This window comes from Salmonella sp. SAL04214 (assembly GCF_046550615.1).
Taxonomy (GTDB): domain Bacteria; phylum Pseudomonadota; class Gammaproteobacteria; order Enterobacterales; family Enterobacteriaceae; genus Salmonella; species Salmonella enterica.
In genome coordinates, this window is record NZ_JBGDXT010000001.1 from 607,046 (window position 1) to 630,811 (window position 23,766).

Below are 23,766 nucleotides of genomic sequence, written 5' to 3' on the forward strand. Positions count from 1 at the left end.
GGCTTTCCTTATAGCGCGCAGGATACGCAGCCTTCAATTTCAGTACCTTCCAGCGCCAACTGGCGAAGCCGGATGTAATACAGTGACTTAATACCTTTTCGCCAGGCATAGATCTGCGCTTTGTTGATATCGCGGGTCGTGGCGGTATCGGGGAAAAACAGGGTGAGCGACAGCCCTTGATCGACGTGGCGCGTGGCCTCGGCATAGGTATCAATAATTTTTTCCGGACCGATATCGTAAGCATCCTGATACATGTCCAGGTTTTCATTGGTCATAAACGGCGCGGGGTAATACACACGCCCGGTTTTGCCCTCTTTGCGAATCTCAATTTTGGCCACAATCGGATGAATGCTGGAGGTCGCATGATTAATGTAAGAAATCGAACCGGTCGGCGGCACCGCCTGCAAATTTTGGTTATAGATGCCATAGCGCATCACATCGTCGCGCAGCTTTAGCCACATTTCTCGTGTGGGCAGCGTAATGCCGCTGCGGGCAAATAGCGTTCTGACTTTCGCCGTTTTCGGTTGCCAGTCGTCCTGTAAATACTGCGTAAAATAGTCGCCGCTGGCATAGCACGACTGCGCAAATCCGGCGAAGGTTTTGCCGCGTTCGCGGGCCAGCCGCATTGAAGTATGCACGGCATGCCAGGTAATGGTGTAAAAATAGAAATTGGTGAAATCCAACGCCTCCGGCGAACCGTAGGCAATGCCTTCTCTCGCCAGATAGCCATGCAGATTCATCTGGCCCAGACCGATGGCATGAGAGGCGGCATTACCGGCGGCTATTGAGGGTACGCTGCGTATATGGCTCATGTCCGACACCGCCGTCAGGCCGCGAATAGCGGTTTCTACGGTACGACCAATGTCCGGTGAATCCATGACGTGAGCGATATTCAGCGAGCCGAGATTGCAGGAAATGTCATGCCCGATGTGGGTATAGTCAAGGTTATCGTCGTAACGGGAGGCGCTATTGACCTGTAAAATTTCCGAGCACAGGTTGCTCATATTAATGCGACCAGCAATAGGATTCGCGCGGTTTACCGTATCTTCAAACATGATGTAGGGATACCCGGATTCGAACTGAATCTCCGCCAGTGTTTGAAAAAAGTCACGGGCGTTAATATAGGTTTTGCGCACGTGCGGATCGGCAATTAATTCATCGTACCGTTCGCTAATGGCGATATCGCCAAACGGTTTGCCGTAGCGTCGTTGTACGTCATAGGGCGAAAAGAGCGCCATTTGCGCGTTTTCTTTCGCCAGCCGGAAGGTGACATCCGGGATCACCACGCCGAGAGAGAGCGTTTTGATCCGGATTTTTTCGTCAGCATTTTCCCGTTTGGTATCCAGAAAACGCAGAATATCCGGGTGGTGCGCATGGAGATAAACCGCGCCGGCCCCCTGGCGCGCGCCAAGCTGGTTGGCATACGAAAATGCGTCTTCCAGCATTTTCATCACCGGGATCACGCCGGAAGACTGATTCTCAATGCGTTTGATCGGCGCGCCCGCCTCGCGCAGATTGGAGAGTAAAAACGCGACGCCGCCGCCGCGTTTGGAGAGTTGCAGCGCCGAATTCACCGCTCGCCCGATCGACTCCATATTGTCTTCGATACGGAGCAGGAAGCAGGAGACCAGTTCCCCACGCTGCTGTTTGCCGCAATTTAAAAAAGTCGGGGTGGCGGGCTGAAAGCGACCAGAAAGCATTTCATCGGTCAGTTGGGTGGCCAGCGTTTCGTCACCCTGCGCCAGCGTCAACGCCACCATTGTCACCCGATCTTCAAAGTGTTCCAGATAACGTTTGCCGTCGAAGGTTTTCAGCGTGTAACTGGTATAGAACTTCCAGGCGCCAAGAAACGTCTGGAAGCGAAAGCCGCTGGCATGGGCGTGCTCGAACAGGCGAAGGACGAAGGCGCGGTCGTAACGCGCGAGGACGGCGTCATCGTAATACCCTTCCCGAACCAGCGTCTCCAGACGTTCATGCTGGCTGGCAAACGTCACGGAATGCGGGCGGACGTGAGCGGCAAAGAAGGCGTCGATCGCCTGCTGGTCCTTGTCGAACTGAATATGGCCTGCTTTATCATAAAGATTCAGCATCGCGTTCAGGGCGTGGTAATCCATGGTTTCCTGCATTACGCGCTCCGGGGTAGTTGTTGCCAAAATTCATTTACTCCTTTTCGGACGTTATCGATGTCGCGTTGTGTGCCCATGAGCTCAAAGCGGTACAGCCAGGGGACGCCGCATTTTTGTGCTATCACATCGCCAGCGCATCCCCAGGCATCGCCGAAATTGCGGTTACCGGAGGCGATGACGCCGCGAATGCGCGCCCGGTTGTGTTCATCATTTAAAAAGCGGATCACCTGTCGCGGCACCGCACCGGCCATCCCGCCGCCGCCGTATGACGGCACAACCAGAATGTACGGTTCGTCTACCTGAATTCGCTCCCGTTCATTGAGCGGAATACGCGTGGCGGGCAGCCCCAGACGCTGCATAAAACGGTGCGTATTTTCAGAGCTGCTGGAGAAGTAGACGAGCGCGCTCATGCGTTTGCCGCGTGGGGTGTCGGGTGCAGACGGTTAATCATGTCCGGACGGAAGCCAGACCAGCTCAAATCGCCCGCCATCACCACCGGTAATTGACGAAACCCTTGCGCCCGGAGCGTATCCGCTGCATCCGGCACCAGATCGACGTTCACCATCTCAAATTCAAATCCACGGCTTTCCATCGCCCGCTTTGTGGCGTGGCACTGGACACAGTTATTGCGAGTGTAAATAGTAATGCTCATGATTCGTATTTCCATTTAAAATGAGAAAACGGCGCGATGAAACGCGTCGGATTGTCGTGTGTTGATACAGGAAATACTAGATGTAGTTGAATTAAGATTCAACCATACAAGATATGGGAATTTTCGATTGATTTTAACGTCGCTGATGAACGCAGCGGGGTAGGGGCGGCATGGCTAATTTCTGCCGGATGGCGGCGTGAACGCCCGATCCGGCCTGCAGGTTGACGCATAACAGAGTTGGCTGACATCTGCGCCATCCGGCAACAATGCGTCACATTCGCATACCAATCGCCAGACGGTTAAAGCAGTTCATTAAACCGATGGCGAAGGTCAGATCGCTGATTTGACGCGCGCTGAAATGATCGAGCAGCGGCAGGTAAACATTATCTTCGGCGTGGGTTTCAGCAATGTGCGTCACCGATTCCGCCCAGGCTAACGCCGCGCACTCTTGCTCGCTGAAATGGTGGCTTACCCGCCATCCTGCCAGCGCATCTAATTTAGCTTGATTTACGCCAGCCTTACGCAGCGCTTTACTGTGCATCTCCAGGCAAAATGCACAGCCATTTATTTGCGAAACACGCAGGTAAATCAGCTCCATCAGAGTGAGGTCAAGCGTGCTCTTTTCCAGCGCGTTTTTCGCCTGCACCAGAGCGCTATAAACCTCCGGGCTCAGTTCATAATAGGGTTGGCGTAACGTCGTCATCATGTTTCTCCTCGTGTTGATGACGAGCACTGTAGCACTATAATGGTCTGTAAAAGAGAGCCATATTTTTACAGAAAAAGCAGACCATATGCCGCGCTATCAGCACATCGCTCGTCAGTTAAAAACGGCCATTGAGCAAGGAGAACTCGCGCCAGGAACGCGTTTGCCTTCCAGCCGAACGTGGGCGCAGGAACTGGGCGTTTCTCGCGCCACGGTGGAAAATGCCTATGGCGAGCTGGTGGCGCAGGGCTGGCTGGAGCGACGTGGCCAGGCAGGCACGTTTGTGAGCAACGCTCTACGGTTTGAGACGGCGCCGCCGATACCCGCTGTTTTTGCCGGAGAAAGTCCGGAACCGAAACCCTTTCAGATGGGGTTACCGGCGCTGGATCTCTTTCCACGCGAGAAGTGGGCGCGAGTGATGGGACGTCGGTTGCGCACGCAGACGCGCTTCGATCTGGCATTAGGCGACGTCTGCGGCGAGGCGATTTTGCGCCAGGCGATAGTCGATTACCTGCGGGTTTCGCGTAGCATTGAATGTCTGCCGGAACAGGTATTTATTACCTCCGGATATGCGGATTCTATGCGGCTAATCCTGCGTACATTGTCTGTGCCGGGAGACAGCATGTGGGTGGAAGATCCCGGCTTTCCGTTAATTCGCCCGGTGATAACGCAGGAGGGGATTACGCTGGCGCCGATTCCGGTCGATGCCGATGGGCTGAATGTCGCGGCGGGGATGCGGGATTGCCCGCAGGGACGCTTTGCATTGGTGACGCCCGCCCATCAAAGTCCGTTGGGGGTGGCGCTGTCGTTAATTCGCCGACGGCAACTTCTGGCATGGGCGGCGAATGTGCAGGCCTGGATTATTGAAGATGATTACGACAGCGAATTTCGTTATCACGGTAAACCGCTTCCGCCGCTCAAGAGTCTGGATGCCCCGCAGCGAGTGATTTACGCCGGAACGTTCAGTAAGTCGCTCTTTCCGGCATTACGTACCGCCTGGCTGGTGGTGCCGATAAAGCAGATTGAGCATTTCCGCCAGCAGGCGTCGCTGATGCCCTGTAGCGTACCGTTGTTATGGCAGCACACGCTGGCTGATTTTATCCGTGATGGCCATTTCTGGCGGCATCTGAAAAAGATGCGCCAACATTATGCTCAGCGACGGTTATGGATTGAAGAGGCGCTGGCAGAACAAGGATTTGTCGTGACATTACAGAAAGGCGGTATTCAATTGGTTATTGAGGTTGAAGGCGATGATAAAGCGCAGGTAGCAAAAGCGAATCAGGCCGGACTGGCGGTACAGGCGCTAAGCCGTTGGCGAGTGGTTTCGTCAGGAAAGGGGGGCATTTTACTGTCGTTTACCAATATTACTTCCGCTGGCATGGCGAAACAGGTCGCATGGCAGCTTCGACAGGCGATACAGTAACCGTTTCGCCGAATGGCACGGCCTGGGCCTGCGGCAATGATGCAGGCCCAATAAAGTATGTCGCCATCCGGCAGCGCACGTCGTTAGCGACGCAGGCTAAGCAGCGCCCCGATAAAAATCCCTACCGCTGCGGCGGTTCCTACGCTACACCAGGGTTTTTCACGCACAAACGTATCCGCGCACCCCATCGCATCACAGGCGGCTTGTTTTACGCGAGTACGACCCTGCATCCGCGCCCGGGTCTCTTTCAACAACGCCTGTGCTTTACGTCGCGCAGCCTCGGCTTCGTCTTTCGCATCGCTTCCCCAGGATTTAAGGACATCTTCCAGACTGTCGGCTAATCGATTGACATCATTCTGAATATCCTGAACACCATCATCGACGTCGTTTCGGTTCGGTTTGTTAAGCATATGATCCTCCATTGATTTCGATGTAGCTTTCAGTGTAGTTCATATTTTTACCTGCTGAGGCTTGTTACGGCGATATCATGCGTTTCTGGACTTTTCTGAAAGCGTTGATAACGCGCTATCGGGTAAGGTAAGCCCGCAGTACAAGAGAATGAGGATAAAATATGTATTTACGACCTGACGAGGTGGCGCGGGTACTGGAAAAGGCAGGGTTTACCGTCGATGTGGTGACGAATAAGACGTATGGTTATCGACGCGGCGAGAATTATGTTTATGTTAACCGCGAGGCGCGTATGGGGCGTACCGCACTGATCATTCATCCCAGATTAAAAGACCGTAGCTCATCACTGGCTGACCCGGCTTCGGATATTAAGACCTGCGATCACTACCAAAATTTTCCGCTCTATTTAGGCGGCGAGACCCACGAACATTACGGTATTCCCCACGGCTTTAGCTCCCGAATAGCGTTAGAACGTTATCTGAATGGGCTTTTTGGCGACGAAAAAAGCGACTAAAAGCGCGACTGGCAATGCCAGTCGCGACGCTAGCTTACGCCTTAGCCTGATGATAGCTGCTCACTTTAAACAGGCGGCGACAATAATCCAGGAAGTAGCCATAAACCGCGCCCATTAACATTGAAACAACAATGTTTGAACTCACGGCGGCCACTATCTGATGCCAGCCGGCACCGACGGTCAGCAAGATGATAATATAAACGGGTGACTGAAAGGTGACATAAGCCAATACATCCGCCAGGTTTTTGGCCCATCCCGCCGGGCTTGCCTTACGCGCGACGCGCATAATCAGATCGCGGTAAACGCCGTATGGCCATGCAATCAAAATGTTGACAGGTATCGCCACCAGCCTGGAAGAAAGCGACTGCTCAAAGCTCATTCCGGAGAGGAATATCTCGATCAACATGTTCACAACAGAACAGTAAACAACCATCGCAAACGTGTCTGCTACGGCATGACGCAAGCGTGACTGTGGAGAGAACATGTTAATGCTCCTTGTAGCGTATCGATCAGAATGAGGTGATGGTTGGTAGTGAAATCATAAAGCACTTTTGTCTTTGCATAGAGTATATCCCTATATAATAACTATCAACTAGTGTAATATTTTTATTTATAGGCTTTTTGTCGATAAAATACTCTGGGATTGTGTGTTTTTTGCTCGCGGCGAGATTTTCGTTGTTGTTAGTCATTAATTACTTTTAAATCAATGCATTATAATGCATTGTTTTTCTGGCGATTTTCAGCCACATTCCAAATGTTGTCAGATGCGATGTATTCTCGGCTAACGGCACGCGCTCTACTTTTCTCAGCATAATTATAGCTATTGCAGGCTGATTTTTAGCATAAAGCTCTGATGATGATTTTTGAATAGTTAATCTCTTATTGTGCTGAAATATTCACTTCTGTATAAGGTCAGCCACCGTGAGGGTCACCGTGGTTACTGAGATACGCAATACGCTATATACGCTATGGATTTCGAGTTGCTTAAAGGCGGCAAGGGAGTGAGTCCCCAGGAGTATAGATAACGATGTGACTGTGGGGAGCGACAAATCTGCCGGGAGCAGATTTGAACGTCGCGTGCGACGACCCGTCAGGGCGAGGCCCATGGATGGGCCGGGTAATCCGTAGCCAACACATAAGCAACTTGAAGAATGAAGGGTATAAACAGCCGAACGGGAAACCTACAGATATACCGTAGGCAGAATAACCTGAAACACACAGGGGGTAATGAATATAACCTTCTGGTTAACAGATTAATATAATTAATCGAGTTATACTGAGTATATCTGTATGAACTTTAGGATCTGGAAATATAATCAATAATCGCATACAATACCGCCTGTAATAGTTTTTGTTTTCTGCGTTAAAAGGTTTTTATTGATATGAATTTGATGTTACAGAACTTAAATAATATCCGCACGCTGCGCGCTATGGCTCGCGAATTCTCCATTGACGTTCTTGAAGAAATGCTCGAAAAATTCAGGGTTGTCACTAAAGAAAGACGCGAAGAAGAAGAATTGCAGCAACGCCAGCTTGCCGAGAAGCAGGAGAAAATTAATGCCTTTCTGGAGCTGATGAAAGCAGACGGTATTAACCCGGAAGAGTTATTTGCCATGGATTCAGCAATGCCGCGTTCTGCTAAAAAGCGCCAGCCGCGTCCGGCAAAATATCGTTTTACTGATTTCAATGGCGAAGAAAAAACCTGGACCGGACAAGGTCGTACGCCTAAACCGATTGCCCAGGCGCTGGCGGCGGGGAAATCTCTGGATGATTTCTTAATCTAATCACGGATAACCTTTAACAGATGGCGCTTCGTTTCCTGTCTCTATTAACCGGGACTCAGGGAACGTTGCGCCATGCTCATTCTGATAAATCAGCACACGCCAAAATCGCCCTCTTCGCAATAGGGGGTGACATCTGCCGCTTTGAGGATCAATTTTTCGCCCTGCTCATTACCGACCTGTACCGCGACAATATGATCCTCGTTGACTTCAATCACTTTCAGTTTCGGCCCACCCATTCGGGGCTGTACGATATCGCCTGGTGTGAACATCACGCTCTCCTGTTGAACAATGGTATAAACCCGCCTTCAGTCTACTACACACCTACCGACGCGCGGTGAAGGTACCGCTTAATGAGTACGGGTATTCCAGGGCATTTTTTCCAGTAGTCGCGCCATTCCGCAGAAGCCGGTCATGCCTGCCAGCATTAACCCGGCCCCGACAAAACCGCTAATGAGGAAAAAGCCGCCGTGGACCGTATAGCCCAGAATCACCCCAAGCAACGTCAACCCGCCGGCGGCGATTTGCACCTGACGCATCAGCGGCAACGGTTGCGATTTGTCTTCTGTGACGGGCAATCCTGCCGCTTTCCATCCATCGATACCGCCTTCCAGTAGACTGACCTGAGCAGGGGCGGCAATGGCCTGTAGTTTTGCTGCATTGCTACTGGTTCGTTTACCTGACTGACAGTGAAAAATAATCTGTTCCGCTCGCAGGTTGGCGGGCAAATCGCCCTGTTCAAGCCGGGAGAGCGGCGCCAGTTGCGCATGTGGAATATGCTCGCGCAGATATTCATCGGCGTCGCGCACATCAATCAGTTTCGCGCCTTGCGCTATCAGCGCTTGCGCCTCACGGGGGGAAACTATCCCAATGGACATCGTGCCTCCTTATGGACAATAGAGATTCTTTAACGTGGCGATAAGCGTATTAACCGCCTCATTTTTAATGAAATAGTGAATGCGCTGGGCATCGCGTTGACTATCAATCAGCCCTTCTTCTCGCATCCGCGCCAGATGTTGCGACGTCGCGGAGGGGCTTAGCCCGGTAATGCGCGCCAGTTCGCCTGCGCTGGTTTTTGGCGAACCGCAAAGCATACATAAAATCAGTAATCTTTTTGGGTGGCTCATCGCTTTGAGCAGGGCCGCCGCCTGTTCTGCGCTGGACTGAAGTTGTTCAAGCTCTGTCATAGTTATTTAAGCATTTTCTAAATTTAGTTAATTCTAAAATAAACGTCAACCTAATGCCAGCGTAAAGAGCGTAAAGGAGGGTAAAAGCGCGGCGCGTGACTGGCAGGCTCAGGTAAACTGACTATGCTTAGAGATAAAATCTCTTTTTAAACAATGACTAATTTTGCTTGTATGGAGTGTATATGGGTTTCTGGAGAATTGTATTTACGATTATTTTGCCTCCGCTCGGCGTACTTTTAGGAAAAGGGTTCGGTTGGGCATTTATCCTTAATATCCTGCTGACATTACTCGGATATATTCCGGGGCTTATCCACGCATTTTGGGTTCAGATGCGTCATTAATTACCGGCCACCGGCGGCGCATAAGCGCCGCTTATCAGGATAACCTCATTCCCTCTGCTACACTTTTCTTTGTGTGTATTTTTGACAAGCGAGGTGAATATGGGACTTTTCAATTTTGTAAAAGATGCAGGTGAAAAACTCTGGGACGCGGTAACCGCTAATCATGATAAGGACGATCAGGCGAAAAAAGTCCAGGAACATTTAAATAAAACGGGAATACCCGACGCTGACAAAGTGAATGTGCAAATTGCTGATGGAAAAGCGACAGTGACGGGTGATGGGCTGAGTCAGGAGGCAAAAGAAAAAATTCTGGTTGCCGTGGGGAATATCGCCGGGATTAGCAGCGTTGACGATCAGGTTAAAACCACGACGCCAGCGGCTGAAAGTCAGTTTTATACCGTAAAATCAGGCGACACCCTGAGCGCTATTTCAAAGCAAGTGTATGGTAACGCCAATCTGTATAATAAAATCTTCGAGGCAAATAAACCGATGCTGAAAAGCCCGGAAAAAATATATCCGGGACAAGTGTTGCGTATTCCTGAAGAATAATGGCTATCAGGCCGCGCCAGACTACATTTTTCCTGCCATCGCCTGGCGAATAATGGGAATCGGCGTCAGCAAATGCTGACGCATTAATTCGCTGGCGCGTGCCGCCTCGCGCGCCAGTATCGCTTCGGTTAGCGTGTGATGCTGGATATGTTTATCTTCCAGCATCTCGACGGACAGAACGGTTTCACGTAACCAAATAAAGCGGTAGCGGGCCGCCAGGTCAAATAAGCGTTCGCGCATCTGTAGCAAGTAATGGGAGCCGCACCCGGCGACAATGGCGGAATGAAACGCCTGGTGGCGCTGATCCCATTCATCAAGCATATGTTCACTGGCATCGCTGGCTTCCAGTTTACTGAGCATATGCGCTCGCGCCAGGATCTCCGCCTCCCACGCATCATCGCCGCGTTCAATCGCCAGGCGTACCAGCATCGCTTCCATATTGGCGCGCGCGTCAAAAATATCGAGGAGTTCCGCCTCTGACATGGACGCCACGCGATAGCCTTTTTGATTCACCACGGTGACCAGCCGTTCCGCCACCAGTTGTGACAGCGCCTCGCGCAGCGGCCCTACGCCAAGCGCATAGCGGGCGGTTAATAAACTCATCCGCAGTTTCTCATCCGGCTGATAAGTGCCGCGAATAATGTCATTTTTAAGCCAGCGATAGCCATCTATGGCCGTCGGTTGGGAAAGGGCGGTCATCTTTTACTCCTGAGAAGCTTCCCGGCTGACGCCGGGAATAACTAACGTAGGTTTTGCAGGGGGGCTTTTTGCCACCTTATCAGTTTTTTCCAGCGAGACATAATGGGGACAGTACCTATTATGCCCAGCCCTAACAGCCCGGTCGAAATGACTTCTAGTTGCTGTGCCGGTCGAAACAGCATCACCACCAGGACAAAGCAGATAAAGCCGATAACCAGCCAGGTGAGCCACGGATAAAGCCACATTTTCAGCTTAATTTCTCCGCCCTGCGCCAGCAGAATTTTACGCATCCGCAATTGCGAAATCGCAATCACCAGATAGACCAGCAGCGCGATGGCGCCGGAACTGTCGATAAGAAATTTAAACACTTTTGCCGGGGCATAATAATTGACAATAACGGTTAAAAAGGCCGCGCCGGTAGAGAGGAGAACCGCTACCCAGGGCGTTTTGCTACGGTTAGTTTTTCCCATTATCGCAGGCGCATCGCCGCGGCGGCTAAGGGAATAGAGCATCCGGGAGGCGGTATATAATGCGGAGTTCAGACAACTGGTCACCGACAACAAAATCACGCAGTCCATAATGAATTTTGCGTGCGGAATATGAAGCAGCTCCAGTACCGAGCGGTACGAACCTACGCTTTTCAGACCCGGCATATTCCACGGGATCAGCGCCACCACCACAAAAATGGAACACAGGTAAAAGATGGAAATTCGCCAGATAACAGAATTGGTGGCGCGTACGATATGTTTATCCGGCGTATCGGATTCCGCGGCAGCAATAGTGACGATTTCCGCGCCCATAAAAGAGAACATGGTGATCAACATGGCGCTTAACACCGCACCGAAGCCGTTAGGCATAAAACCGCCGTGATCCCAGAGCCGGGAGATACCGCTTACCTCAGCATACGGATAAAAACCGCTAATCGCCGTCGCGCCCAGCGCGATAAACGCCAGAATGGCAATTACTTTACATAGCGCCAGCCAGAATTCGAATTCGCCGTAATTTTTGACGCTCAATAAATTGCTTCCGGTTAAGGCAAGCGTAATCACTAATGAAAATAGCCACACCGGAATACCCGGTATCCATGAATTCAGAATAATGGCGGCAATATTGGCCTCCAGCGGAATAACCAGCACCCAAAACCACCAGTATAACCAGCCGATGGTATACCCGGCCCAGGGGCCGATCGCTTTATCCGCATAGGTGGAAAAAGAACCGGTATCCGGCGTGGCGACGGCCATTTCAGCCAGCATTCGCATAATCATGACGACTAAAAGTCCTGCGAACAGATAGGCCAGCAGTACCGCAGGGCCGGCCTCCGCAATCGCCACGCTGGAACCGACAAACAGGCTGGCGCCGATGACGCCGGCGATCGATAACATGGTGACGTGGCGTGATTTCAGCCCGCCCCCTAATGCATGTGATTCTGACAATTGCCCCATCCTAAAACCTCTTTATTGTTATTGCGCTCGTTTACCGGATGGCGCCTGGCTTAATTCGGCCTACAATCGAAACGGTTTTTGTAGGCCGGATAAGACAGTTACGTCGCCATCCGACGCTGCTTATTGGACATTACGCTTGTTTCGCCTCATCAAAGCACCGGGCGATAATCTCCAGGCCTTGTCGAATCTGCGAGGCCTCAATAGTGAGTGGAACGAGGATGCGCAAGATGTTGTAGTAAGGACCGCAGGAGAGCAGAATTAACCCTTTCTCGCGGGCGCGGGTCACAATGTCGGCGGTCAGAGCCGCGTTCGGTTTGCCGGGGTCGCCATTTTCAAACAACTCAATGGCGATCATGGCGCCCAGTCCGCGCACGTCGCCAATCTCACGGTGCGTTTCCGCTATCTCCATCAGGCCATCGCGCAGCGTTTTGCCAAGCGTATTCGCCTTTTGCAGTAAATTTTCCTGCTCGAAAATGTCCAGTACCGCCAGCGCGGCGGCGCAGGCAATCGGGTTTCCGGCATAGGTGCCGCCCAGCCCGCCCGGCGCGATAGCGTCCATCACGTCTGCCCGGCCGGTAACGCCTGCCAGCGGAAAGCCGCCGGCGATCGATTTCGCAAACGTGGTAATATCTGCCGCAACGCCCATCTGTTCCATGGCGAACAGCGTACCGGTCCGGCCCGCGCCGCTTTGCACTTCGTCGGCAATCAACATAATGCCGTGTTGGTCGCATAGCGCGCGCAGTCGCTGCATAAACGCGGGAGAGGCGGCGTAAAATCCGCCTTCGCCCTGTACCGGCTCAATAATAATGGCGGCGATATCTTCCGGCGCGGCATCATTTTTAAAGATGCGTTCAATGCTGGCGATCGCGTCGTCGTCGCTGATGTTGTGTAGCGGGCAAGGATAAAGCGCGCGGTAGACATGGCCTGGCATCAATCCCATACCAGCAGAGTACGGGTGTACTTTCCCGGTCAGAGAGAGCGTGTAGTGGGTACGACCGTGGTAAGCGCCGCTAAACGCGATAGCGCCGCTGCGTTTTGTCGCCGCGCGGGCGATTTTCACCGCGTTTTCAACCGCTTCTGAACCGGTCGTGACCAGCAACGTTTTTTTGGCGAAATCGCCCGGTACCTTCTGGTTCATGCGTTCGCACAACGCCAGGTACGGTTCATAGGCCAGCACCTGAAAACAGGTATGCGACAATTTCTTCAACTGCGCTTCGACCGCTGAAACAATGCCCGGATGTAAATGACCAGTGTTCAGGACGGCAATGCCGCCCGCGAAATCGAGATACTCACGGCCTTCGACATCCCAGACCCGACAATTTTCCGCCCGCTCGGCGAAAATCGGGTGAATCTGCCCCACGCCGCGAGGAACGGCGTTATGGCGGCGCTGCATTAAAGCGTTATTGGTATTCATTAGCGACTCTCCTGTTAAAGGCCGATGCACATATATTTGATTTCTAAATAATCTTCGATGCCGTATTTGGAACCTTCACGGCCTAATCCGGAGGCCTTAATACCGCCGAAAGGCGCGACTTCGTTGGAGATAATGCCGGTATTAATACCGACGATGCCGTATTCCAGCGCTTCGCCGACGCGGAAAACGCGGCTTAAATCGCGTGCATAAAAATAGGCTGCCAGGCCGAACTCGGTATCGTTAGCCTGCCTGATGACATCCGCCTCGTCGCTGAAGCGGAACAGAGGCGCGAGCGGCCCGAATGTCTCTTCTTTGGCGACTTTCGCGTTATCAGGAACATCCGCCAGAATGGTCGGTTGAAAGAAGTTGCCGCCCAATTTGTGCGCTTCACCGCCCGTAATGACGCGGGCGCCTTTTTCCAGCGCGTCGGCGATATGCTCCTGGACTTTCGCCACGGCTTTTTCATCAATCAGCGGCCCGATAGCGACGTCGGCTTGCAGGCCGTCGCCGACCGCGAGCTTATTTACCGCCTGGTTGAGTTTTTCCGCAAAACGATCGTAAACGCCGTCCTGAACATACAATCTATTGGCGCAGACACAGGTCTGCCCGGCGTTGCGAAACTTCGAAGCCAGCGCGCCTTCGACGGCTTTATCCAGATCGGCATCGTCAAAGACGATAAACGGCGCATTGCCGCCCAACTCCAGCGACACTTTTTTAATGTCTTTGGCGCATTGTTCCATTAGCTGGCGGCCAATCTCCGTCGAGCCGGTAAACGACAGTTTGCGTACCAGCGGGTTGCTGGTCAGCTCGCCGCCAATATCGCCTGCCGAACCGGTAACGACGTTAAATACGCCTGCGGGAATTCCGGCGCGCCGGGCCAGTTCCGCCAGCGCCAGCGCGGAAAACGGCGTCTGGCTGGCGGGTTTGAGTACCATTGTGCAGCCTGCGGCCAGCGCGGGGCCGGCTTTACGGGTGATCATTGCCGAGGGAAAGTTCCACGGGGTAATCGCGGCGGTGACGCCGATGGGCTGTTTAATCACCAGCAGCCGTTTATCGGCCTGATGACCTGGAATCGTGTCGCCATAGATACGCTTCCCCTCTTCGGCGAACCATTCAATAAACGAGGCGGCGTAGCTAATTTCGCCTTTCGCTTCCGCCAGCGGTTTACCCTGTTCCAGCGTCATCAGACGCGCCAAATCGTCCTGATGTTCCATCATCAGATTGAACCAGCGACGCAGGATATTGGCTCGCTCTTTGGCGGTGAGCGCTCGCCAGGCGGGCAGGGCGCGATTGGCGGCGTCGATGGCGTCGCGCGTCTCTTCCGCCCCCATTTTGGGCACATTGCCGAGCGGTTTCCCGTTGGCGGGGTTGCTCACGGGGATGACATCGCCGCCGCGCGCGTCGCGCCAGTCGCCATCGATAAAGGCCTGCTGGCGGAACAGGGTAGAGTCGTTAAGTTGCATAATTGCTTCCTGTCTGAAGGGTTAACGGGTAAATGCGGCGTGTAATGCGTCCACGCTGCGTGCCGCACGCAGCGTACGTCCGGGGTTGCTCTGGCTTTCGCGTAGCGCCTGAACTTTGCTGACGATATGCGCGCCGATAGGTATCGCTGATGTCGCCGCCGGGGAGGGGGCGTTACAGGTGTGAATGGAACGCGGCGTCGTGACAAACAGAAAATCATCAATCAGTTTGCCGTCCGGCGAAACCGCCTGCGCCCGCACGCCTGCCGGCCAGGGCTGGAGATCGTTGACGGTCAGGCTGGGGCAATACTTTTGTACTCGCCGCAAATAGCCGCTTTTGCACAGCGAGTTTTTCATCTCGCCCAGCCCGGAAAGCAGATGGTTTTGCAGTACGCGGCGAATGCCGGCGGAGCGGAAAATCTCCAGGGTGTCGGTGAAGGAAACGTCGCGCTTACGGTAGCCTTCGCGTTTAAGCGCCAGCACCGCATTCGGCCCGACCGTAACGCTGCCGTCGATCATGCGGGTAAGATGGACGCCGAGAAACGGCATTGCCGGATCGGGGATCGGGTAGATCAAATGGTTAACGATCCGGTTGTGTCGCGGGGCCAGACGAAAGTACTCGCCGCGGAAAGGGCAGATAATAAAACCGGGCTCCACGCCCAGCATTTTGACCAGCCGATCCGCCATCAGTCCTGCACAGCCGATAAGCGTAGCGGTTTCGATTTCCCGACCTTGCGAGGTGCGAATGACAACGCCAGCGGCATGTTCTGTTAGCGCGCTGACCTCGGCATGGTAGATGATCTCGCCGCCTTTGGCCTGAAAGCGGCTCGCCATGGCCGTCGCGACATCGCGATAGCTGACAATCCCGCTGGAAGGGACAAAAATCCCGCCCAGGCCAATGATATTGGGTTCGCGTTCACGCAGCTCCGCCGCGCTTAACCACTCGCGCTCTAAGCCGTTGGCCGCCGTCCGCTCCCATAGCGCGCGCATCCGCGCCATTTCCAGCTCCGAGGTGGCGACCAACATTTTGCCGCAGGTGTCGTAGCGGATGTTGTTTTGATCGCAAAAGGTTTTGGTCGCCTGATTGCCCGCCAGACAAAATCGCGCTTTGAGGCTGCCGGGCGTGTAGTACACCCCGGCATGGATCACGCCGCTGTTATGCCCGGTCTGGTGGCAGGCTGGCGCGGACTCTTTTTCCAGCAACGCGATGCGCGCATCCGGGTAGACATCAATAAGTTGCATGGCGGTCGACATGCCGATAATGCCGCCGCCGATAATCACAAAATCATACATCCGCGTAATTCCTTCGCCGTGGCGCTTATTGGTGAGTTTGATAATGGCTGGCGGCGTAGGCGAAGTAACCGCGCTGGCGCATCAGTTCGCGACGCAAGTCAGGATGCGGCGTAAAACGATCGCGTCCATGTAGCCAGAACAGATTGTTAATCAGCAGGAATTTGCCGACCGGTACCGGCACGGAGAGGATGTTTTGACTGGTTTCCAGCGCGTCTGAAAGCTCGCTGAGCCAGACGCCTTCTTCAAAGTCTTTTGGCTGGACGAACTGGTCGATATAACGCATGACCGGGCGGCCTTGTTGGTCGACATCAAACACCGGGTGCCAGACGTCATGGCTAACATTCTTGCTTGGCGGCGCCGCCCAGCGCATGACGCGACGCGCCAGCGGATGGGTAAAAAACGACTCCAGATGTTCCCAGTCATCAAGGTGCAGCAGTAGCGAATTACCGCCTTCCATATTTTGTTCGTCGATTTTCATCATCAGCACGTAGTCGGTCACCTCCTCAACATAGGTACCGTCATTGTGCAGTTCCATTACGCGGTGGGGCTGGCGCAGATAACTGTCGGAGTTGTCGACGTTTTTGACCACGAAACGCGCGTAATACTGGCCGCTCATCGCATCGTAGTTGGAGCGACCAATAAGATGCGCCACCGCCGTCGCCAGTTTGACCATCTCTTCTGCCTGTGCGACATCATCGATCCCTTCGGCGCTGATCAACAGCGCGCCTTGTGCACGGTTGAGGAGCGTTTTGATCAACAGTGGTTGTAGCTGATTGCCGCACAGATCGTCGAGGATCTTGCCGATTTTAAAACGTAAGAAAGATTTGTATTCCAGCGCCTGCACCGGCCACTGCGCAACCTGATGAAGAAATTGTTTTGTGGTATCCGCCGTAAACGTTAACGCCAGCAGGCGCGGCGACTGCGCCGAAGGGGCAAGGGTGAAACCAGTATGGCGTTGGGCTAAATCATCTGTGTTCGCTTTTACGGCAGTCAGTGCATTCATCAGAATCATTCCTCTCGGTAGATGGTCAGGGAGACATGGCGATGCTCATTTCGTAGCCATAAATTAAAAATATCGACATTTTCCAGAAACGCGTATGAAACAACCGCTTTTGTTTAATTATTGTGATCAAAAACAACAAATATTTAACAATACGAAAGGTGAGGTTAACGGCGCCACGAGCCTGACAACGGCAAGAAGGGGTGTAAAATGAGCGAGTTATGGAAAGAGTGATGCTGGCGGGGTTGCCCGGCCTGGCACATGAGCGCGTAGGCCGGACAAGTACAACGTATTTCAGCAGTCAATTAACCGGCGTCAACCTGCGGTTTACGGCTGTGTTTACGGATCAGACGTAACATTGGCGGTACGACAATGACCATGATCGCCATGATCAGCAGGGCTTTGGCAACGCCGCTTTGCCACAAAATCGCCATATTGCCGTTACTGATGGAGAGTGCGCGGCGCAGGTTCTGCTCCAGCATTTCCCCCAGTACGAATCCCAGGATCAGCGGCGACATGGGGAAGTGCATTTTACGTAAAATGTACCCTAACACGCCGAGCGCGACCATCAGCACCAGATCGAAGGTGGTGCTGTGTACCGCATACACCCCTACCGCCGATACGGCAGCGATGGCGGGTACCAGGAACCACAGCGGAATGGTGAGCATACGGGTGAACAGACCGATCAACGGGATATTCATGATCAGCAGCATCACGTTCGCAATCAGCAGCGCAGCGATGAGTCCCCAGACGATATCCGGCTGTTCGGTGAACATCGCCGGGCCTGGCGTGATGTTGTACAGCGTCAGCGCCCCCATCATCACTGCCGTAGTGCCGGAACCGGGAACGCCCAGCGTCAGCATCGGGATGAAGGAGCCGCAGGCAGAGGCGTTGTTTGCCGCCTCCGGCGCCGCGACGCCGCGAATATCCCCTTTGCCGAAGCTATCGCTGTTGCCGCTGAGTTTTTTCTCGGTCATATAGGTAATGGCGCTGGCGATGGTCGCCCCGGCGCCGGGCAATACGCCGACAAAAAAGCCGATTACCGAAGAACGCAGGGTGGTGCCGATACACTGCGCGCCTTCTTTCAGGTTGAACAACATTCGACCCGTTTTGCGGACCATTGTTTGCCCGCTGCTGGTATGTTCCAGCATTAAAAGTATTTCTGATACCGAGAACAGGCCGATCACCACGACGATAAACTGTACGCCGTCGGAAAGATGAACGCTGTCAAAGGTAAAGCGATAAACCCCGGTGTTGGCGTCCACGCCGACGGTCGCAAGGCCAAGACCGATCAGCGCTGCCAGAAATGATTTAAGCGGGTTTTGCGCCATCATGCTGCCAAGACAGGCGATGGCAAAAACCATTAAGGCGAAATATTCCGCCGGACCGAAGGCCAGCGACCATTGCGCCAGTAAAGGGGCGAACAGAATGATGCCGCCGATAGCGATTAATGAACCGAAAAATGAGCTGACTGCGGAAATCGACAGCGCTACGCCGCCTTTCCCTTGCTGTGCCATCGGGTAACCGTCCAGCGCCGTCATGATCGCCGCCGCATCGCCGGGGACGTTGAGCAATATGGAGGAGATCCTGCCGCCATACTCACAGCCAATGTACACCGTCGCCAGCAGAATTAGCGCCGACTCCGCAGGCAGATGCAACGCAAAGGCCAGCGGCAGTAAGATTGCCACGCCGTTGATCGGTCCCAGACCCGGCAGCAGACCGACGATCGTGCCCACGAAGCAGCCAATCAACGCGATAACCAGGTTTTCCGGCGTCATCGCCACCGCAAAACCCTGAGAAAGATATATCCAGGTATCCATCGTTGCTCCGTTAACTCAGCCAGGCGCCGAGAGGTAAGGTGACATCAAGCAGCCGGTCAAAGGCATACCACAGCAGAATACCTAATACCGCGCCGGAGATACCCGCCGCCGGAATCGTGGCGCCGAACAGCATCCCGATAACCATGGTGAGAAGCGCGGTGGCGATGGGAAAACCCAGCCATTCGAATCCCCAGGCATACATCAACAGGATGATGATCATGGTAATTAGCTTTTGCAGCACATGGCGGCGCGGCCAGCTCACCGTGTCGGGATGGCGCAATAACAGCGCCAGCGCGCAGAGCGCCATCAGGCCGATAATCCCCAGCGGAAAAGGGCGGGGGCCGACGGGTTCATAGCTGTATTCGCTTTGGATCTGCCAGGCGATGAATAGCCCGGCGATACAGAGCAACAGCCAGATACCCGCAAAGATACGATCGCTCATCATTGCCTCCGCGATTATTTCGCGAGTCCGAAGGCTTTCGCCTGTTCACGGTAATCAGTAACCTGTTTTTTCACGTAGTCATCGAGCTGCTGGCCGGTCATGTCGAACTCAAACAGGCCGCGCAGATCGCGCTGCTTTTTAAACTCGTCGGTTTGCTGAAGCTTCTTGAAGGTATCCACCCACCACTGGTAATCGGCATCGCTGACTTTGGGCCCGACGTAGAAGCCGCGAATAATCGGCCACACCAGGTCGTAGCCCTGTTCTTTAGCGGTAGGGATATTGGCAAGCTGGCCCGGCAGACGATTTTCTGAAAAGACGGCAAGCACGCGGATTTTGTCGCCGCCCAGATAAGGCACCATTTCACTGAGATCGCCGGAGACAACCTGAACATGGTTGCCCATTAATGCCGTCACCGGCTCGCCGCCGCCCTCAAAGGCAACGTAGCGCATCTTGTGCGGGTCGACGTTCGCCTTTTGCGCCAGCAACGCCGACTTCATCCAGTCCTGGCTGCCAATAGAGGCGCCAGCGCCAATGACCACGCTGTTGGGATCTTTTTCCATCGCCGTCATCAGATCTTTCAGCGTCTTCCACGGGGAATCCGCACGCACGGCGATCATGCCGTAATCAGTGCCCACGCTTGCCAGCCAGCGCACATCATCCACGCCGTAGCGACCAAATTTCCCCTGCGACAGGTTGAGCAGCGAACCGCCGGAAAAGGCGACCACAGTCCCGGGTTCGCCAGGGCGTTGAGCGACTATCGCGTTATAGGCCACAGCGCCGACGCCGCCGGGCATATACGTTACCCGCATGGGTTTCTCGATAGCGCCAGTCTCCAGCAAACTCACCTGAATCAGCTTACAGGTAAGGTCGAAACCGCCGCCAGGTTTGGCTGGTGCGATACATTCCGTTCGCGACGGCGCCTCCTGCGCCAGAACAGAGGTACTCATTAATAAAATGCTTGCAGTAAGGGTACGAAGTAATTGTTTTTTCATTTTTTATCCTCACGCCGGACGTCCGGATTTTTCAGGTTCGGAAGAAGATTTTTGTGATTATGTGAGCCGACATGTAGCAGTTCGGTTGCGTGATTGTTAAAACAATAACCTTTCAATTCCCTTTCAATGCGGCAGAAACTTTACAGGATGTGATATGCGTCTCTTATTGGCGGAAGATAACCGTGAGCTGGCTCACTGGCTGGAGAAAGCGCTGGTGCAAAACGGCTTTGCCGTGGACTGCGTATTTGACGGCCTGGCGGCTGACCATCTTCTGCACAGTGAAATGTACGCGCTGGCGGTGCTGGATATCAATATGCCGGGAATGGATGGACTGGAGGTGGTGCAACGGCTGCGTAAACGCGGTCAGACCTTGCCCGTTTTGCTGCTCACGGCGCGAAGCGCGGTGGCGGATCGTGTAAAAGGTCTCAACGTCGGCGCCGATGACTATCTGCCGAAACCCTTTGAACTGGAAGAGCTGGATGCCCGTTTACGGGCCTTGCTGCGACGCAGCGCTGGGCAGGTTCATGAAGTTCAGCAACTGGGGGAATTGATCTTTCATGATGAAGGGTATTTTCTGTTACAGGGACAGCCGTTAGCGCTGACGCCGCGTGAGCAGGCGCTCTTAACCGTATTGATGTACCGACGAACGCGGCCGGTTTCGCGTCAGCAGCTTTTTGAACAGGTGTTCAGCCTGAACGATGAGGTAAGCCCTGAAAGCATCGAACTTTATATTCATCGACTGCGTAAAAAACTCCAGGGAAGCGATGTACGAATTACGACGCTGCGCGGCCTGGGTTATGTGCTGGAGCGCGGCGATGAAGTGGGTTAAGCCGCAATCGTTGTACCTGCAACTCTTGCTGTTCCTGGGGTTGCCGCTGATTCTGCTATGGGGGCTGTCGGCGTTTAACAGTTATGTCAATGCGCTACAGGCCGCCACTCAGGCTTATGATCGTACGTTGCTCTCCTCGGCGCGAACGGTATCGGAACGGCTGGTGGTGCGCAATAACCATCTGGAAGTTAACGTGCCCTGGGTGGTGCTGGATAGCTTCGAGCTTAATATGAATGATCGACTCTATTACAAAGTCGTCGACCCTTCCGGAAAGGTCATTTCCGGTTATGACGATCTGCCTGCCATGCCGCCCGCTACGCCTCGTACCCGGCTTTATCCGGCGCTGGCGTGGTTCTATCATACCGAGTATCGCGGCGAGGCGATCCGCGTGGCGCGTTTGCTACAGCCGGTCAACGAAGGCGGCATTATCGGCATGGCGGAGATTTATGTCGCAGAGACGCTGCAGTCCCGTCGTTATCTGGCGGGCCAACTGCTGTTCTCTTCCTGGATCTCACAGGGGCTGCTGGTGTTGCTGACCCTGGTGCTGGTTGGCTGGTTATTACGCCGGATCCTGCGCCCTATGCGTCAACTTTCGTCATTAATGGTACGCCGCGAACCGGGTCTGCTAACGCCGCTGCCGGAACTGCTGCCGTGGTCGGAAACACGCTTGTTAATCGTGGCGTTTAATCGCTACATTGACAGGCTCCGCGGCATCCTTTCCCGGCAGGAACGCTTTAGCGCCGATGCTTCTCACCAGTTAAAAACGCCGCTGGCGGTGTTAAAAACGCAGGCGGCGGTGGCGTTAGCCAGCCAGCACCCTCATCACTGGTACGAAAGTCTGCAGGCGATGAGCGTAACGCTGGATAGCACCATTCAGCTCACGGAAAGATTGTTGCAACTTTCTGCGGTAAAGCATAAAGAGCAGGGCGAGCGGCGTTTTTCCCCGGTGAATCTGTACGATATCGTACAGAGCGGCTGCTTTACCCGCCTGGCGCAGGCGCGGAGTAAACATATCGACCTGGGCTACGAAGGCGAACAGGAAGCGATGTGGATCGAGGGGGATGAGGTACTGCTTAGCGAGCTGTGCGGAAACTTGCTGGATAATGCGCTGAAATACACGCCTGAGCAAGGCATCGTCACCGCGCGGCTTGAACGGGATGGCGATGCCGTGACGCTGGTTGTCGAAGATAGCGGCCCCGGCATTGATGATGAACACATCCATCTGGCGCTACAGCCGTTCCACCGGCTCGATAACGTAGGAAATGTGGCCGGGGCGGGTATTGGTCTGGCTTTGGTCAATGATATCGCACGCCTGCACCGTACTCATCCCCATTTTTCCCGTAGTGAAGCGTTGGGAGGGCTATACGTTCGGATACGCTTTTTAAGCCTTGTTCCGCAGTAATGCGCACAAATGTGTCAGCGGTAAAGCACGTTTACAAAAAGTCGCATCTTGAGGTGTGACGTTTTAATCAAATGATCATACATTCCCCCTACAAACCGTAGCGTTAATTAAAAATATAGTGGGTGCAGGGGCATGAATAATCATACTAAACGACGGGGAATAGCATTAACCGTCTTTCTTGTCGGGATTAACATCCTGGCCTGGATTTGGGCATTCTGTGTTTTTCATCACCATGCAGTCATGCTAAGTGCAGCCATACTGGCGTATAGCTTTGGGCTGCGTCATGCGGTTGATGCCGATCATATCGCAGCCATCGATACCGTCACCCGTAAACTGATGCAGCAGGGTAAAACGCCTTTAGGCGTGGGGGCGTTTTTTTCATTGGGTCATTCGACCATTGTCGTTCTGGCATGTCTGGCGATTGTTGTGACGTCGATGGCATTTCGCGATCGTATTGATGTTTTGCATCAATATGGTTCGTTGATTGGTACGGCTGTTTCCGCTTTTTTTCTGCTGGCGATGGCCCTGCTTAACCTGTTTATTTTGTTCAACGTCTGGCGGCAATTTCGCTCGGTTACCCGCGGCGAGTCAGTGAGGGCGCATGACGAGGCGATACCTGGCGGGCTGATGACGCGTATATTTCAGCGTACGTTTCGTTTAGTCACTTCCAGTTGGCATATGTATTTTGTCGGTTTTCTGTTTGGTCTGGGATTTGATACCGCAACCGAGGTTGGGTTGCTGGGCATTTCCGCTTCAGCAGCTAACCAGGGGCTATCTCTCTGGTCGATGATGATTTTTCCTGTGCTGTTTACCGCCGGGATGGCGCTGGTGGATTCCCTGGATAACTTTGTCATGGTCGGCGCTTACGGTTGGGCTTTCTCGCATCCATTACGTAAGCTTTATTATAATATGACCATTACCGCCGCATCCGTCATTGTCGCGCTGGCGATTGGCGGGCTTGAGGCGCTGGGGTTGATTGATGATGCGTTACAGTTAAGCGGAACATTTTGGCAGACCGTCAGCACGCTTAACGATCATATGGGGAATGTGGGCTTCTGGGTAGTGGGCGCTTTCGTGCTATTCTGGCTGCTCTCGTTGTTGAATTATCGCTGGCGCGGCTATGATAAAATCACCCTCAATACCTGATTGATTTCTGTAAAAATAGCATTTCGGCAGTGGTGTCATATCATTGCCGAAGCATTTTATCTCCTGAGAGTATATTCTTCCCGGTAAGTGCGTTATTTTTCATGCTTGCCTTTCGTTATCAATTTAAGCAATCCGATATAACA

Annotated in this window: 26 protein-coding genes; 8 read left to right on the forward strand and 18 right to left on the reverse strand. The window is 53.5% G+C overall.

Going from position 1 to position 23,766, the window contains the following annotated elements; all coding sequences use genetic code 11:
- Positions 1 to 8: 8 nt before the first annotated feature.
- The 4 genes from nrdE to ACLJQD_RS03010 form a co-directional block, all read right to left on the reverse strand.
- Positions 9 to 2,153: a class 1b ribonucleoside-diphosphate reductase subunit alpha gene (gene nrdE, locus ACLJQD_RS02995; protein WP_017441160.1), complete on the reverse strand. Its 2,145-nt coding sequence runs from the start codon at positions 2,151 to 2,153 to the stop codon at positions 9 to 11.
- Positions 2,126 to 2,536 (reverse strand): class Ib ribonucleoside-diphosphate reductase assembly flavoprotein NrdI, encoded by a 411-nt coding sequence (gene nrdI, locus ACLJQD_RS03000; protein WP_001275401.1) that lies wholly within the window; start codon positions 2,534 to 2,536, stop codon positions 2,126 to 2,128. Before nrdI ends, nrdE begins: the two co-directional genes overlap by 28 nt.
- Entirely contained in the window at positions 2,533 to 2,778 is a 246-nt protein-coding gene (nrdH, locus tag ACLJQD_RS03005) for a glutaredoxin-like protein NrdH (RefSeq protein WP_000028870.1), read from the reverse strand. The genes nrdI and nrdH overlap by 4 nt, the downstream gene beginning before the upstream one ends.
- Before the next feature lie 271 nt (positions 2,779 to 3,049).
- The gene (locus ACLJQD_RS03010; protein WP_000209808.1) at positions 3,050 to 3,481 is read right to left on the reverse strand and encodes a carboxymuconolactone decarboxylase family protein; all 432 of its coding nucleotides are present in this window, start codon (positions 3,479 to 3,481) and stop codon (positions 3,050 to 3,052) included.
- 88 nt (positions 3,482 to 3,569) lie between these two features.
- Between ACLJQD_RS03010 and ACLJQD_RS03015 the strand changes: the two genes are divergently transcribed.
- Positions 3,570 to 4,904, forward strand: a complete 1,335-nt coding sequence (locus ACLJQD_RS03015) for a PLP-dependent aminotransferase family protein (protein ID WP_017441161.1) — start codon at positions 3,570 to 3,572, stop codon at positions 4,902 to 4,904.
- 83 nt (positions 4,905 to 4,987) lie between these two features.
- Here the strand turns inward: ACLJQD_RS03015 and ACLJQD_RS03020 are convergent, their stop codons facing one another.
- Positions 4,988 to 5,314, reverse strand: coding sequence for a DUF883 domain-containing protein (locus ACLJQD_RS03020; RefSeq protein ID WP_001519557.1), 327 nt, complete (start codon positions 5,312 to 5,314; stop codon positions 4,988 to 4,990).
- Positions 5,315 to 5,475: 161 nt separating this feature from the next.
- Here ACLJQD_RS03020 and ACLJQD_RS03025 point away from each other — a divergent pair, with 161 nt between their 5' ends.
- Entirely contained in the window at positions 5,476 to 5,826 is a 351-nt protein-coding gene (locus ACLJQD_RS03025) for a DUF2002 family protein (protein WP_000281304.1), read from the forward strand.
- 34 nt (positions 5,827 to 5,860) lie between these two features.
- Here ACLJQD_RS03025 and alaE read toward each other — a convergent pair whose 3' ends face one another.
- Positions 5,861 to 6,310, reverse strand: coding sequence for an L-alanine exporter AlaE (gene alaE / locus ACLJQD_RS03030; protein ID WP_000492669.1), 450 nt, complete (start codon positions 6,308 to 6,310; stop codon positions 5,861 to 5,863).
- 898 nt (positions 6,311 to 7,208) lie between these two features.
- On the opposite strand from alaE, the gene stpA reads away from it, so the two are divergent.
- On the forward strand, positions 7,209 to 7,610 hold the full coding sequence (gene stpA, locus ACLJQD_RS03035) for a DNA-binding protein StpA (protein WP_001051100.1): 402 nt from the start codon (positions 7,209 to 7,211) through the stop codon (positions 7,608 to 7,610).
- An 89-nt stretch (positions 7,611 to 7,699) separates the two neighbouring features.
- Here the strand turns inward: stpA and ACLJQD_RS03040 are convergent, their stop codons facing one another.
- The 3 genes from ACLJQD_RS03040 to ACLJQD_RS03050 all read right to left on the reverse strand — a co-directional run bounded on the left by ACLJQD_RS03040 (position 7,700) and on the right by ACLJQD_RS03050 (position 8,794).
- Positions 7,700 to 7,879, reverse strand: a complete 180-nt coding sequence (locus ACLJQD_RS03040) for a hypothetical protein (protein ID WP_000494943.1) — start codon at positions 7,877 to 7,879, stop codon at positions 7,700 to 7,702.
- A gap of 78 nt (positions 7,880 to 7,957) precedes the next feature.
- Positions 7,958 to 8,485, reverse strand: a complete 528-nt coding sequence (locus tag ACLJQD_RS03045; protein ID WP_000022011.1) for a rhodanese family protein — start codon at positions 8,483 to 8,485, stop codon at positions 7,958 to 7,960.
- 9 nt (positions 8,486 to 8,494) lie between these two features.
- Entirely contained in the window at positions 8,495 to 8,794 is a 300-nt protein-coding gene (locus tag ACLJQD_RS03050) for an ArsR/SmtB family transcription factor (protein WP_017441162.1), read from the reverse strand.
- A 182-nt stretch (positions 8,795 to 8,976) separates the two neighbouring features.
- On the opposite strand from ACLJQD_RS03050, the gene ACLJQD_RS03055 reads away from it, so the two are divergent.
- Positions 8,977 to 9,135, forward strand: coding sequence for a YqaE/Pmp3 family membrane protein (locus tag ACLJQD_RS03055; RefSeq protein WP_000508175.1), 159 nt, complete (start codon positions 8,977 to 8,979; stop codon positions 9,133 to 9,135).
- Between the two features lie 99 nt (positions 9,136 to 9,234).
- Positions 9,235 to 9,684, forward strand: coding sequence for a peptidoglycan-binding protein LysM (lysM, locus tag ACLJQD_RS03060; protein WP_000522406.1), 450 nt, complete (start codon positions 9,235 to 9,237; stop codon positions 9,682 to 9,684).
- Positions 9,685 to 9,705: 21 nt separating this feature from the next.
- Here the strand turns inward: lysM and csiR are convergent, their stop codons facing one another.
- The 9 genes from csiR to ACLJQD_RS03105 form a co-directional block, all read right to left on the reverse strand.
- Complete coding sequence (csiR, locus tag ACLJQD_RS03065) at positions 9,706 to 10,383, reverse strand: DNA-binding transcriptional regulator CsiR (RefSeq protein ID WP_000126152.1); 678 nt, start codon at positions 10,381 to 10,383, stop codon at positions 9,706 to 9,708.
- Between the two features lie 41 nt (positions 10,384 to 10,424).
- Complete coding sequence (gabP, locus tag ACLJQD_RS03070; protein WP_000531282.1) at positions 10,425 to 11,825, reverse strand: GABA permease; 1,401 nt, start codon at positions 11,823 to 11,825, stop codon at positions 10,425 to 10,427.
- 130 nt (positions 11,826 to 11,955) lie between these two features.
- Entirely contained in the window at positions 11,956 to 13,239 is a 1,284-nt protein-coding gene (gene gabT / locus ACLJQD_RS03075) for a 4-aminobutyrate--2-oxoglutarate transaminase (RefSeq protein ID WP_017441163.1), read from the reverse strand.
- Positions 13,240 to 13,253: 14 nt separating this feature from the next.
- Positions 13,254 to 14,702, reverse strand: coding sequence for an NADP-dependent succinate-semialdehyde dehydrogenase (gene gabD, locus ACLJQD_RS03080; RefSeq protein WP_001176523.1), 1,449 nt, complete (start codon positions 14,700 to 14,702; stop codon positions 13,254 to 13,256).
- Positions 14,703 to 14,723: 21 nt separating this feature from the next.
- Positions 14,724 to 15,992 (reverse strand): L-2-hydroxyglutarate oxidase, encoded by a 1,269-nt coding sequence (gene lhgO, locus ACLJQD_RS03085; protein WP_017441164.1) that lies wholly within the window; start codon positions 15,990 to 15,992, stop codon positions 14,724 to 14,726.
- Positions 15,993 to 16,017: 25 nt separating this feature from the next.
- Complete coding sequence (gene glaH, locus ACLJQD_RS03090) at positions 16,018 to 16,995, reverse strand: glutarate dioxygenase GlaH (RefSeq protein ID WP_000993096.1); 978 nt, start codon at positions 16,993 to 16,995, stop codon at positions 16,018 to 16,020.
- A 302-nt stretch (positions 16,996 to 17,297) separates the two neighbouring features.
- Positions 17,298 to 18,812, reverse strand: a complete 1,515-nt coding sequence (locus ACLJQD_RS03095; protein WP_017441165.1) for a tripartite tricarboxylate transporter permease — start codon at positions 18,810 to 18,812, stop codon at positions 17,298 to 17,300.
- A 10-nt stretch (positions 18,813 to 18,822) separates the two neighbouring features.
- On the reverse strand, positions 18,823 to 19,257 hold the full coding sequence (locus ACLJQD_RS03100) for a tripartite tricarboxylate transporter TctB family protein (protein WP_001574835.1): 435 nt from the start codon (positions 19,255 to 19,257) through the stop codon (positions 18,823 to 18,825).
- Between the two features lie 11 nt (positions 19,258 to 19,268).
- Positions 19,269 to 20,246 (reverse strand): Bug family tripartite tricarboxylate transporter substrate binding protein, encoded by a 978-nt coding sequence (locus ACLJQD_RS03105; protein WP_000744413.1) that lies wholly within the window; start codon positions 20,244 to 20,246, stop codon positions 19,269 to 19,271.
- 154 nt (positions 20,247 to 20,400) lie between these two features.
- Between ACLJQD_RS03105 and tctD the strand changes: the two genes are divergently transcribed.
- The 3 genes from tctD (at position 20,401) to ACLJQD_RS03120 (ending at position 23,623) form a co-directional block, all read left to right on the forward strand.
- Complete coding sequence (gene tctD, locus ACLJQD_RS03110) at positions 20,401 to 21,075, forward strand: transcriptional regulator TctD (RefSeq protein ID WP_001237934.1); 675 nt, start codon at positions 20,401 to 20,403, stop codon at positions 21,073 to 21,075.
- The gene (locus ACLJQD_RS03115; protein WP_000872338.1) at positions 21,062 to 22,477 is read left to right on the forward strand and encodes a sensor histidine kinase; all 1,416 of its coding nucleotides are present in this window, start codon (positions 21,062 to 21,064) and stop codon (positions 22,475 to 22,477) included. Before tctD ends, ACLJQD_RS03115 begins: the two co-directional genes overlap by 14 nt.
- 132 nt (positions 22,478 to 22,609) lie before the next feature.
- Entirely contained in the window at positions 22,610 to 23,623 is a 1,014-nt protein-coding gene (locus ACLJQD_RS03120; RefSeq protein ID WP_017441166.1) for a HoxN/HupN/NixA family nickel/cobalt transporter, read from the forward strand.
- The last annotated feature ends 143 nt before the right edge of the window (positions 23,624 to 23,766 follow it).